We start from the raw sequence: 12,684 nt of genomic DNA, 5'->3' as shown, positions 1-12,684 counted from the left end.
TAGGATATTTTTTACAAAAGGGATGAGAACCCTACTCATATAAAGCTTTCACCAATTGTTTCAATTCTGTGAACAAATGTAAATTACTATAAAGATACTGTTTTTACAAAACAGAAAAGGAAAAATTCTATACGGCTTCCTTATCATTTATAGCTTGCTTCTTAATATTTTTTACTTTTTACAAAACAATATACGACCTTGTATCATAAAACCAAGCTCATCAAAAAGAGAAGTTGTCACCCAACTCCTCTTCCTCCTTCTCTCATCAATACAGACAAGATGTACCTCATTATTCCCCTCTATCTCCTCAACGATAGGCCAACAGTCCGTTGGCTTTTTTTCTTAAGAAATACGAGAGCGTAAATATGCATCAATAAACGGATCAATTTCTCCATCCATAACCGCTTGTACATTACCAACTTCCGTATTTGTACGGTGGTCTTTCACTAGAGAGTATGGGTGGAATACGTAAGAACGAATTTGGCTACCCCAGCCAATTTCTTTTTGTTCACCACGAATTTCATTTAACTGCGCTTGCTGTTCTTCTAATTTCTTTTGATATAATTTCGCCTTTAACATTTTCATCGCATGTTCACGGTTTTTAATTTGCGAACGCTCAGATTGACATGTTACAACCGTATTCGTTGGCGTATGTGTAATACGAACCGCTGAATCCGTCGTATTAACGTGCTGTCCACCCGCACCACTTGCACGGTACGTATCTATTTTTAAATCTTCCGTACGCACTTCAATCTCGATATCATCATTAAATTCAGGTACAACTTCACAAGATACGAACGATGTATGACGACGGCCTGAAGAGTCAAACGGTGAAATACGTACAAGACGATGTACACCTTTCTCTGCTTTCAAGTAACCGTAAGCGTTATGACCTTTAATTAACAATGTTACGCTTTTGATTCCTGCTTCATCGCCTGGTAAATAATCGACTGTATCTACTTTAAACCCGCGTTTTTCAGCCCAGCGTGTATACATACGTAATAGCATAGAACCCCAATCTTGTGATTCTGTTCCACCAGCACCTGGATGTAGTTCTAAAATCGCATTATTTTTATCATAAGGATCGCTTAATAATAGCTGAAGCTCGTACTCATTCATTTCTCGAACTAAAGATTTCACTTCAGATTCTAATTCCTCATGTAAATCTTCATCATATTCTTCTTTTAAAAGTTCATGTGTCACTTCTAAATTTTCGAATGTTTCATCTAACTGACGAAACTTCCCAACCATTTCTTTTAACGCATTCGCTTCATTAATTACAGTTTGTGCGCCTTGTTGATCATCCCAAAAGCCTGCACCCATCATTGTTTCTTCTAATTCTGCAATGCGTTTTTCCTTTGTAGGAAGGTCAAAGAGACCCCCTAAAAGCCGCTAATCTCTTAGCCATTTTCTCTAATTCTTGCCTAATTTCTACTAATTCCATGCTCTTCACCTCTATGTAATTGCTATCGCTTTTATATAAAACAAGGGAAACTCTCTCCGCTTATTACAGAGAGAGTTTGTCCCTTTTTATTATATGGATATTTTTAAAACTTTTCCATTTTGAAAATAAAATTTCGTGTAAGATCGATTTGGAGCGCCTGATATTCTGAACGAGCCGCTTCCGCTTTTCTTTTGATCCAGTTCTGCCTCCTAGCCCCTCATGTCTAAGAACCTTCCGCACAAGAAAGAACCTTAGCCAACGGGGCTGAACAGTCGGCGCCACTTTTCCTTATTTCCCAATACCACAGCAGTTTTTATATTTCTTACCACTGCCACATTTGCATAGGTTGTTACGTCCTACTTGTTCACCTTTTACGACTGGTTTCTTTTTCACTTCTTCACCGTCATCTTTCGGATGAACTGCTTCACCTTGAGCTACTTCTTGGCGCTCTAAGTTTTGTTCGATTTCTGCTTTCATAATGTAACGAGAAACCTCTTCTTCAATGGAAGCGATCATGGATTCAAACATTGCGAATCCTTCCATTTGGTATTCACGAAGCGGGTCAATTTGACCGTAAGCACGTAAATGAATACCTTCACGAAGATGATCCATCGCATCGATATGATCCATCCATTTTGTATCTACAACGCGGAATACAACAACCTTTTCAAATTCACGCATTTGTTCTTCTGGTAGAAGTTTTTCTTTTTCATCATAACGCTCTATTAATTTTGCAATGATTAGCTCGCTCATTTCTTCTGGTGCAAGGCGACGTAATTCTTCTTCCTTAACATCACCTTCCTCAAGAAGGTTTGTATTTAAGTAGTCAATCAGACCTTTAATGTTCCAATCCTCTTCAATTTCCTCTTGCGTATGAAGGGCAACAGCACGTTCTACAGTAGATTTCATCATACCTTCGATAATGCCCCGTAAGTTTTCAGATTCCATTACTTCTTGACGTTGTTTATAAATTACTTCACGTTGTTGGCGAAGTACATCGTCATACTGCAAGAGCTGTTTACGTGCATCGTAGTTGTTTCCTTCTACACGTTTTTGCGCAGATTCTACAGCACGAGATACCATTTTACTTTCGATTGGTTGTGAATCATCCATACCAAGGCGATCCATCATCGCTTTCATATTATCTGCACCGAAGCGGCGCATTAATTCATCTTCCATTGATAAGTAGAACTGCGTCACACCAGGGTCTCCTTGACGACCAGAACGACCACGTAACTGATTATCAATACGACGACTTTCATGACGTTCTGTACCGATAACCGCTAGGCCACCAGCTTCTTTTACACCTTCGCCTAGTTTAATATCCGTACCACGACCAGCCATGTTTGTCGCAATCGTTACAGAGCCTTTAAATCCTGCTTCTGTAATAATATCCGCTTCACGCGCATGGTTTTTCGCATTCAAGACGTTATGACGTACACCTTTACGTGTTAACATGTTTGAAATAAGTTCAGATGTTTCAATTGCAACTGTACCAACAAGAACTGGTTGCCCTTGCTTATGGCGTTTTACAATATCCTCAACAACCGCATTAAATTTTCCTTCCATCGTTTTGAAAATTAAATCGGCACGGTCATCACGAACAACTGGTCTGTTTGTTGGTATCACGATAACATTCATATTATAAATGTTACGGAATTCCTCTTCTTCCGTTTTCGCTGTACCAGTCATACCTGATAACTTTTCGTACATACGGAAGTAGTTTTGGAATGTAATGGTTGCTAATGTCATACTTTCATTTTGAATTTCTACGCCTTCTTTTGCTTCAATCGCTTGGTGTAAACCTTCACTATAGCGGCGGCCTTTCATAAGACGACCAGTGAATTGGTCTACAATTACAATTTCGCCTTCTTGTACAACATAATCTGTATCGCGGTGCATTACAACGTGTGCACGAAGCGCCTGATTAATATGGTGAAGAAGTGCAACGTGTTTTAAATCAAATAAGTTTTCAATATGGAAAGCTTTCTCTGCTCTCGTAATCCCGTCTTCTGTTAACATGACATTTTTCGTTTTCACGTCAAATGAGTAATCTTTTTCATTTTCTAACGTACGAATAAATGCATTTGCAAAGATATATAGTTCTGTTGATTTTTGTGCTTGTCCAGAAATGATAAGCGGCGTACGCGCTTCATCAACTAAAATGGAATCGACTTCATCAATGATTGCGAAATGAAGCGGACGCTGAACACGTTGCTCTTTATATAGCACCATGTTATCACGCAAATAGTCAAAACCAAGCTCGTTGTTTGTACTATATGTGATATCAGCAGCGTAAGCAGCTTGCTTTTCTTCACGTGACATGCTATTCAAGTTAATTCCTACTGTTAAGCCAAGGAACTCATGTAGTTGTCCCATTTCCCCTGCGTCACGCTGCGCTAAATATTCATTGACTGTAACAACATGAACACCTTTACCTGTTAAAGCATTCAAATAAACCGGTAAAGTAGAAGTTAATGTTTTACCTTCCCCTGTTTTCATCTCAGAGATATTCCCTTCATGTAAGGCAATACCACCCATTAATTGCACAGGATAGGGGCGCATACCAAGAACGCGTGTCGCTGCTTCACGAACAACCGCAAAAGCTTCTGGTAATAAATCGTCTACTGTCTCGCCTTTCGTAAGACGCTCTTTAAATTCAATTGTTTTCCCTTTTAATTGTTCGTCAGTTAACGATTGAATCGATGATTCAAACCCTTCTATTTGATCCACAGATTTCTGCATACGTTTAATTTGGCGCTGGTTTACATCAAACACCTTTTTTAAAATACCGATCATAGGAAATACGCTCCTCTTTTATTAAAATAAAACTTCCGATCGTGCTCTATATTTCTGCTCACTAATCAGTCGTTATAAAACGCAAATTTATTTTCTAGCATTTTCTCTCCTAATTAAAAAAACAAAAAAAGTATAAACCTAATGATAATTGTAACACTTGTTTTATAGCTATGACAACAACTGGCCAAACGCATAGCCTAAATTAGCTGAAATTTTGATTAATAGGCGTTTTATAGCGATTTCATCCTTTACTAAACTTCTTTGTTTCCTGTCCCATTCTGAGACAGCGGTATGTCTTCCCAAAAATAACAGAGTGAAAACTCAAAGACTTTCATATGTTTCATCGGTCTACACGTAAAACATTTTATAAACAATAAAAAAACGCAGCCTTTTACAGCTGCGTTCTTTACTTATTATTTTGTTTCAATTAATCCATATTTTCCATCTTTGCGGCCATAGACAACATTAGTTTCATTTGTATCCGCATTTGTGAAGACGAAGAAGTTATGACCTAACATATCCATTTGTAAAATGGCTTCTTCAACATCCATTGGTTTTAAATCAAATCGTTTTGTACGTACAAGCTCTAATTCATCCTCTTTCACTTCCTCCAACGTTGCCGCTGGCTCTGTAAGGATAAATGCAGTTTTCGGAGAGCCTTTTTCACGTAATTTACGATTTACTTTTGTTTTATGTTTACGAATTTGTCGCTCAACTTTATCAACCACTAAATCAATTGCAGCGTACATATCGCTATGAGTTTCTTCTGCACGAAGTAATAAATCTGTAAATGGGATTGTTACCTCGACACGTTGCTTGTCAGAGTATACTTTTAAATTAACTTTAACCTCTGGGAATGTATCAAAATAACGCTCTAATTTGCTAAGTTTTTTCTCTACATATTCCTTTAATGCTGGAGTTACTTCAATATTTTCACCACGAATGTTGAATTTCATAGATGAATTCCTCCTTTCAAGCCTATGTATACAATTTCGACAATGGCTTAAAAAATCCTGCTAACTTTTTTGAAAAAGTTAGGGAAATTGAAATTTTTTATCGTTTTTTGTTGAAAAGAAAAGATGCATCGTTTCTATTTACATTTTACCCTATTAACATCGTAAATAACGAATATAAGTATGGACAATTCGTTACAGAAAAGAAACAACTTTTTGACAACATTTTTATCATTTGAATGGAAAGACCGACCGAAAACACAACCATCTCTTTTTGGTGGGAGGGAGCATCCGCCCATGGCTAGTAGCGGGCAGGGACTTTTTTTAGCCCCGTGCCATGTAAGAACACAAGGAGACAATGGGCGGAAGTCTCTGTTTGTCTTTTATAACCGTAATTTATGTGCCGTGAAATCAAATTAAAGTTATAAATTGAAAGAACCATATACAACCATTTCTTTTTGGTGAGAACGAGCGTCTTTGCATAAGAGCGGACAGGACTTCCCCCCATGCCACGCAAAAAAAACAGAAGGGGACAAGTCTCCTTCTGTTCTTCATAGCCGCAATTTATATTTTGGAAGATCAAATTGAATATATATAAACCGTTGCCACAACCCCAGCTCTATGTTTCTCACAAAACCCTTCGTTCGAAATTATAATTTCACAACATTCGCTGCTTGTGGTCCACGCGCACCATCTACAATGTCAAATTCTACTTTTTGTCCCTCTTCTAACGACTTATACCCATCCTGTTGAATTGCAGAAAAATGAACAAAAACATCATCACCGTCTTCACGCTCGATAAACCCAAATCCTTTTTCTGCATTAAACCATTTTACTCTTCCTTGCATGTTCGTTCCATTCCCTTCACTCTAAAAATAAGGGTATTTACCCCATAATTTGACTATAACGAATGACAACATATCAAGTCAAAGAAGTCTTGTCGTCTTTTTATTGTATCTTTCGACATACATATATCACCCGCGGCAAAGAGTAAGGCTAGAAATTTTTTGAGCACCTGCATCATACAGGCACTTTGCAACTTGCCTAACCGTAATTCCTGTCGTATACACATCATCAATGAGTAAAAGATGCTGCCCAATAAACATTTCTTCTTTGTGAAAATAAAAGGGATTCGCTACTGAAAGCCTCTCTATACGTTTCTTTTTACTTTGCTTTTCCGTCTCTTTTCTACTTAAAGATGTTTGTAGAAAACTAAGTGGTAAACAAGATGCTAACAATTCCGCTTGATTAAAACCACGCTCGTATTCTCGCTCCTTACTAAGCGGAATCGGAATCATCGCATGACAGTCTGAAAAATACTTACGAAATGTAGCTACAAAGTGCGCATGAAAAATACGAACAAGCTCAGCATCCCCACGAAATTTAAACTGAGCTAATACTTCCTTCATCCAATCATTATAGACGTACACAGATCGATTTTTTATAGGTAGAAACTTTCTCTCTTCCTGCCATCTTACGCAATCCTTGCAAAGGTTACCTTCTCTATACTCCTCTGACAGAGACTCAAATGGTCTGCCGCAGTCATCACAAATTTCTCCTATAATATAGGAAAGTTTCCGTTCACATCGCTCACATATACACCGCCTGTCAGACTGAATAAAAAAAGAATACCAGCTAACGCTTTCTGAAATAAAATCATGACAAAGTAGACAATGCATTAATGTATCAACCCTTCTTGCTTTGCCTTTTTATTCATAAATTGAATATGTTTTTTTGCGCGTATCATTGCTTCTGTTTTTCCATAATGAAAATAAAGAATATCACCATCTGGCCTGCGATGACTTCTGCCGGCCCTGCCAGCAATTTGTACAAGTGCACTTTCCGAAAAAATGACTTCTTCCGCCCCTAACACAGCTACTTGTAAATTCTCTACCGTCACGCCGCGTTCCAAAATCGTCGTCGTTACTAATAATGGGATATTTCCTTTTCGGAACGAAGCTACCTTTTCTTTTCGCTTTGGATCCTCAGCATGAACACCTTCAATGCGATCATCTAATTTTTTTAATAATACACTTACTTCATCAATATAACGTACGTGAGGAACAAATAGAAAAACAGGAGATTGTTTAAGGAGATGATACTTTAGCCATTCAAAAACAACATGTGGGATTTCTTTTCGTTTTAGCGCCTTTTTCCAATTACCGCACCACCGGAACCTTGGGACTGGCAAAGGCTGACGATGATAACGCCCCGGAATGATTACACCTTTTTGTTTACCACTCCATAGCTTACGTTTCCATGTTTCTTCCGGGGTTGCAGTTAAATAAATTTGCGCAGCTCGCTCTTTACTCGCTTGCTCTACTGCATGATGAAGCATCTTGTCCATCGCATATGGAAAAGCATCAATTTCATCCACAATCATAACATCAAATGCTCTATAATAACGAAGCAACTGGTGCGTTGTAGAAACGATGAGTCTCGCTTCCTTTTCACGGTCCAAACTACCACCATATAACGCAGCAATCGGTACATCTGGAAAAACAGTTTGCAAACGGGGTGCGAGCTCTAACACCACATCAGTCCGCGGTGTTGCAATACAAACCCGCTCGCCTTTTCGTAAAGCTTCATCTATACCATAAAAAAGCATCTCTGTCTTACCAGCTCCGCATACTGCCCATATAAAAAAAGATTCTTTTCGGCGGACAGCTTCCGTTACGCCGCGCGCTGCTATTTCTTGTCCAGGTGATAGCTGTCCCTCCCACTGCAAAGGTTGTGACAAGGACTCGCTTTCTATATCACGAGTACCGCGAACAATTACTGTACATTCTCCCACTCGCCCCATCGTGATGCACTTTCGGCAATACGTGCACATTTGATTACACCTTTTACATAAAAACGAAGCAAATAACCGTTGCTCGCTATTTCCGCAGCGCTGACATACATAATGTGACGATTTCTTTATTACACCTCTTTCCAAAGAAATATCTCCTTGTCTTTCCAAACGCTCTAGTTCATCTTTCGAAAACGAAAGTTCTTCTCGTAGCATTTGTCTTCCTACTAGCATAGTAACGCCCCCTATATAAATCCATTTTGATTTTTCAGCATATAAGTCGCGGTTACGAAGAATAAAGTGAAACTTTAATCAGTGGGGGTTTTCTTCATCCCCCACTGATTATTAGTTAAACCAATCGGGCTTTTACGGGCAGTTATCTCCCACCTCTCTTCTTCGATTCTTTCTCAATCTTGAGGTGGGAGTCTTACTGTCCGTTAATGCGGGGTAAAAGGTGACCGCTACTTGTTTTCTCTTTTGGTTTTAAACATGGCATGGGACTAAAAAAGGCACTGACCGCTCCTATCCATAAGCGGATACTCTCTCCCACCTAAAAGGAATGGTTTTATGTCGGTCTTTCTATGCGTATTCATATTTATATAGCTTTACTATAAGCCTTTCTCTTTCTCTCGTAAAAACTCAAAAAAGCCGATAACCTACTTTTAAAATAGTAAGCTATCGACTTTATACACATGTTTTATTTAGTTAAAAATCTTATAATCTACCGTAACCTAAGAAATGAGCTGTGTTATAACTGCTATTTACACTACCGTACGTAACACCAGTTGATTCATCAGCAGCGTGAATCATTTGACCATCACCAATGTAAATACCAACGTGTGATACGCCTGCTCTGTAAGTACCTTGTAAGAAGATAAGGTCACCTGGTTGCGCTTCAGATGCGCTAATTTTTTGTACAGATCCCCATAAACTTCTTGTATCTTGTTGTCCTAAACCATATACATAAGAAACTAATCCACTACAGTCAAAACCGCCATTTGACGGTGAAGAACTACCCCAAACATATTTCATACCAACTAAGCTTTTTGCTTTTCCAATTACACCCGTATCTGGAACTGGTTTTGAAACTGGTTTTGAAACTGGTTTTGGAGCAGGTGCTGGCTTAACATCTTCTTTCTTAGCTTGTCCACCATTATTTGCAGGTGCCGGTTGCTGAGCTTGTTGCTGAGCTTGTTGCTGAGCTTGCTCTGCTTGTTTCTTCGCAGCAGCTTCTTGTGCTGCTTTTTCTTGCGCTTCTTTTTCAGCTAGTTGTTGTAAGTATAATGCTTGCTTTTCAAGCTCTTTTAATTGACCCTCTGTGCTTGTCATGCTGTTTACAACTGTATCCATTTTACCGCTTAAATCGTTCACTGCTTCTTGTTTTTTCGCTTTTTCAGCATCAAGTTCTTTCTTTGCAGTTTCGATTTTCACTTGCGCTTCTTTTAATTCTTTTTGTTTTTCTTTTACCGTTTCAACATCTTTTTTCACAGTTGCTTGATCTTGTTGTTGTGTTGTCATGATATCTTCATCAGATTCAAGAATTTTCGAAACAGAAGTTAAACGATCTACTAAATCTGCAATGTTTTTAGAGTTTACAACAACTTCTGTTACAACGTTTGTATTTGGTTGCTCTTGAAGCGCTACTAAACGCTTTCTTAATAACTCTTCACGTTTTGCAATTTTCGTTTGTAAATCTGCAATGTTTTGATTTTTCTTCTCGATTAATGCTTGCGTTTCTTCAACTTTTTTCGTTGTTTCATCAAGTTTTGCTGCATTTTCTTGAACAGACGTATCTAAATCTTGAACCGTTTTATTTAAGTCGTTCATTTGTTTTTGAAGCTCGTCACGTTCTTGTTGTTGTTTATGTAAAGTGTCATTTTGTGAGTTAATTTGTGTTTTTACATCCTCAATCTTTTCCGCAAATACATTTGGTGTTACCACTGAAAACATCATAAATCCTGCAGCCAACGCGCAAGATGCCATTTTTAGCTTTTTCATTTTGTTTTTACACCGCTTTCTTTTTTTCTTTTCCGTATATAATCTATTTAAATTTATACCATATTTCGGGAGATATTTTATCAATGTTACGATTTTGTAAAATAAATGTAACATTACGTTTGTAATTTCCTGACATTTTCCTTCTAATCCTGTATTTTCTTGTAGAATCTTAAGGGAATCGCGCTATTTTTTTGTACAATTGTCATACATTTGTTATAAAAAAAACACAAGGAACACTCCTTGTGCTTTTTTCTCTCTATTCATCGAACAATCTATTATTTCACCCATTTTTCAGCCCAATTTTGGACTTCGTTCATAACACTTTCTAATGCTTTTCCTTTGTCTGTTAATCCGTATTCGATTCTAACAGGTACTTCTGGGTACACATTACGAACGACTACACCTTCGCTCTCTAATTCTTTTAAACGCTCTGACAACATACGATCACTCATATTTGGGATAATATCCGCAATTTCTCTAAATCGCTTCGGCTCTTCTAACAAAGATTTAATAATTAAACCCGTCCACTTTTTACTAAGAAGTGTAAAAGCCGACTCAAACTTTGGACATAAACAAGAATTATGCTCCATATGTTTCACCTCTCCTTTATTATAAAATAGTTTCTTATAAAAAGTAAGTAATAAAACTTTCCTTATTTTTTATAAATATTTTGATTTTCCAACATATAAATTGCGACTATGAAGAACACAAGGAGACTCCCACTCATTTTCTCCTTCTGTTTTCACATGGAATAGGGCTAAAAAAGGCACTGTCCCTAAAAGCCCGATTGGCGAGGGCTAATAATCAGTGGGAGATGGAGCCCCCACTGATTAAAGTTTCACTTTATGTCGGTCTTTCAATCCGTATTTATATAAATTAAATTTTATCACTTCAAAATATTAACTTGTCAAATAGGCATACGTATATCCGTAAAAAACTCTCTACAAAAAGAGAGCTTTTACATTTTTATTATTTTGTATACCACCCTAGACCTAGTGATCCCTCTCCTAAGTGCGTTCCAATTACAGCACCAAAATAACTGATGCGGATTGTAACATGAGGGTACTTTTCCTCTAATTCTTGCTGCCACTCTTTCGCTTCTTCTTCACGATTTGCATGAATGATAACAGCTTCCATCGGCATACCTTTACTCGCATGTTCATCGAAAATTTCAACGATACGTTTTAGTGCCTTTTTGCGTGTGCGAATTTTTTCAAACGGGATAATAACTTTATCTCTAAAATATAAAACTGGCTTTACTTGCAATAAGCTACCGATAAATGCTTGCGCGCTATTTAAACGGCCACCGCGTTGCAAATGATGGAGATCATCAACAACAAAATAAGCATCTATCGTTTGCTTCATTTCATCAAACCTAGCTAAAATCTCTTCTGGCGCCTTTCCTTCGCTTACCATTCTTGCACCTTCACGCACATAAAACCCTTGTACTTCACAACTAATTTCAGAATCATACGTATATACGTGTATCCCTTCGACCATTTGCCCGGCTGTCGTTGCTGTTTGATATGTACCGCTAATTCCGCTTGAAAGATGGATACAAATCACCGCATCGTATTCTTTTGCCAGTTCTTCAAATAGTTCCAAAAATTTTCCAATTGCTGGTTGAGAAGTTTTTGGAAGTTCTTCATGTTCACGTACTTTTACATAAAAATCATCCGCTGTAATTTCTGCTTCTTCTTGATAAGAATTCGTTCCAAAAATCACATTTAATGGAATCATATGTATATTGAGTTCTTCACGAATATGCTTCGGTATATATGCTGTACTATCAGTAACAATAGCTGTTCTCATTTTCGTACCTGCCTTATAAAAAAGTTTTTATTTCCTAATTTTACACGAAAATAGGAAAAGGTGCATTAATGTATGAAAAATGCCGGGGTAAGATTATAATAAACACTTGGACAATTTACAACAAAAATATTAAATTTATAATAGAATTTGCTATTTTCCTACAAAAAATGTTTGAATCTGAAAACTCCCCCTTTTACAATAAAAAGTACTAGTAATCTTGAAAGGTAGGGGCGTATATCATTGTTATTACAATATTTAACAATCAAAGGCTACGGTGAGCACGAAATTGTCATTCAAAAGTCACGGTTTATTTGCTATATAAGTCGAGCGAAAACAGAAGAAGGAGCACAAGAATTTATTCAAAAGATAAAAAAGCAGCATTGGAACGCAACACACAACTGCTCAGCCTATTTAATTGGGGAGCAAGATCAAATTCAAAAGGCAAATGATGACGGTGAACCAAGCGGTACAGCTGGTGTACCTATGCTAGAAGTATTAAAAAAACGTGGATTGAAAGATACCGTTGTTGTTGTCACACGATATTTTGGCGGCATTAAACTTGGTGCCGGTGGTTTAATTCGTGCATATGGAAAATGTACAAGTGAAGGAATTAACTATGTAGGTGTTGTCGAACGAAAATTAATGCGAGTTATGAAGACAGAAATTGATTATACACTACTTGGAAAAATTGAAAATGAATTACGCCACTCAAAATATGCTATTAAAGAGATTCATTACCTAGAAAATGTGACATTTGACACTTATGTGGAAGAAGATCAAAAACAAACTTTCACAGAGTGGATGATTGAACTAACAAATGGGAAATGTACAATACAAGAAGATGACATGCTGTATTTAGAACAAGACATTGTGCAACAATAACATAT

Annotated in this window: 10 protein-coding genes; 1 reads left to right on the top strand and 9 read right to left on the bottom strand. The window is 37.5% G+C overall.

Features of this window, described 5'->3' with window-relative positions:
* Positions 1-342: 342 nt before the first annotated feature.
* The 9 genes from prfB to JDS96_RS00860 all read right to left on the bottom strand — a co-directional run bounded on the left by prfB (position 343) and on the right by JDS96_RS00860 (position 11,797).
* A protein-coding gene (prfB, locus tag JDS96_RS00900; RefSeq protein WP_097786915.1) for a peptide chain release factor 2 occupies positions 343-1,444 on the bottom strand; the annotation gives its coding sequence in 2 pieces (ribosomal slippage) (positions 343-1,371 and positions 1,373-1,444; 1,101 coding nt in all).
* A 288-nt stretch (positions 1,445-1,732) separates the two neighbouring features.
* The gene (gene secA, locus JDS96_RS00895; protein ID WP_003201826.1) at positions 1,733-4,243 is read right to left on the bottom strand and encodes a preprotein translocase subunit SecA; all 2,511 of its coding nucleotides are present in this window, start codon (positions 4,241-4,243) and stop codon (positions 1,733-1,735) included.
* Between the two features lie 413 nt (positions 4,244-4,656).
* Positions 4,657-5,199: a ribosome hibernation-promoting factor, HPF/YfiA family gene (gene hpf, locus JDS96_RS00890; protein WP_003201824.1), complete on the bottom strand. Its 543-nt coding sequence runs from the start codon at positions 5,197-5,199 to the stop codon at positions 4,657-4,659.
* 647 nt (positions 5,200-5,846) lie between these two features.
* Entirely contained in the window at positions 5,847-6,044 is a 198-nt protein-coding gene (gene cspC / locus JDS96_RS00885) for a cold shock protein CspC (protein WP_001162040.1), read from the bottom strand.
* Between the two features lie 126 nt (positions 6,045-6,170).
* Positions 6,171-6,875 (bottom strand): ComF family protein, encoded by a 705-nt coding sequence (locus JDS96_RS00880; RefSeq protein ID WP_033796544.1) that lies wholly within the window; start codon positions 6,873-6,875, stop codon positions 6,171-6,173.
* Positions 6,875-8,221 (bottom strand): ATP-dependent helicase ComFA, encoded by a 1,347-nt coding sequence (locus JDS96_RS00875; RefSeq protein WP_003209056.1) that lies wholly within the window; start codon positions 8,219-8,221, stop codon positions 6,875-6,877. The genes JDS96_RS00880 and JDS96_RS00875 overlap by 1 nt, the downstream gene beginning before the upstream one ends.
* A 480-nt stretch (positions 8,222-8,701) precedes the next feature.
* Complete coding sequence (locus JDS96_RS00870; RefSeq protein ID WP_098604308.1) at positions 8,702-9,985, bottom strand: C40 family peptidase; 1,284 nt, start codon at positions 9,983-9,985, stop codon at positions 8,702-8,704.
* Positions 9,986-10,260: 275 nt separating this feature from the next.
* Positions 10,261-10,575, bottom strand: coding sequence for a winged helix-turn-helix transcriptional regulator (locus JDS96_RS00865; RefSeq protein WP_016112543.1), 315 nt, complete (start codon positions 10,573-10,575; stop codon positions 10,261-10,263).
* A 379-nt stretch (positions 10,576-10,954) separates the two neighbouring features.
* Positions 10,955-11,797, bottom strand: coding sequence for a DegV family protein (locus JDS96_RS00860; RefSeq protein ID WP_199665748.1), 843 nt, complete (start codon positions 11,795-11,797; stop codon positions 10,955-10,957).
* A 240-nt stretch (positions 11,798-12,037) separates the two neighbouring features.
* Between JDS96_RS00860 and JDS96_RS00855 the strand changes: the two genes are divergently transcribed.
* Positions 12,038-12,679 carry a YigZ family protein gene (locus tag JDS96_RS00855; RefSeq protein ID WP_018765126.1) on the top strand — a complete coding sequence of 214 codons (642 nt, stop codon included), beginning with the start codon at positions 12,038-12,040 and terminating at the stop codon, positions 12,677-12,679.
* Positions 12,680-12,684 lie beyond the last annotated feature (5 nt).

Origin of the sequence: Bacillus cereus group sp. N21 (assembly GCF_016483395.1) — a bacterium.
In the GTDB taxonomy this organism is placed as follows: domain Bacteria; phylum Bacillota; class Bacilli; order Bacillales; family Bacillaceae_G; genus Bacillus_A; species Bacillus_A pseudomycoides.
The sequence above is the reverse complement of the archived record's forward strand: the minus strand, read 5'-3'. Positions and strand labels throughout refer to the sequence as shown.

Bases quoted from the DNA above. Each gene is read 5' to 3' on its own strand.
- secA (WP_003201826.1), bottom strand. From the start codon at position 4,243: ATGATCGGTATTTTAAAAAAGGTGTTTGATGTAAACCAGCGCCAAATT.
- hpf (WP_003201824.1), bottom strand. From the start codon at position 5,199: ATGAAATTCAACATTCGTGGTGAAAATATTGAAGTAACTCCAGCATTA.
- cspC (WP_001162040.1), bottom strand. From the start codon at position 6,044: ATGCAAGGAAGAGTAAAATGGTTTAATGCAGAAAAAGGATTTGGGTTT.
- JDS96_RS00880 (WP_033796544.1), bottom strand. From the start codon at position 6,875: ATGCATTGTCTACTTTGTCATGATTTTATTTCAGAAAGCGTTAGCTGG.
- JDS96_RS00875 (WP_003209056.1), bottom strand. From the start codon at position 8,221: ATGCTAGTAGGAAGACAAATGCTACGAGAAGAACTTTCGTTTTCGAAA.
- JDS96_RS00870 (WP_098604308.1), bottom strand. From the start codon at position 9,985: ATGAAAAAGCTAAAAATGGCATCTTGCGCGTTGGCTGCAGGATTTATG.
- JDS96_RS00865 (WP_016112543.1), bottom strand. From the start codon at position 10,575: ATGGAGCATAATTCTTGTTTATGTCCAAAGTTTGAGTCGGCTTTTACA.
- JDS96_RS00860 (WP_199665748.1), bottom strand. From the start codon at position 11,797: ATGAGAACAGCTATTGTTACTGATAGTACAGCATATATACCGAAGCAT.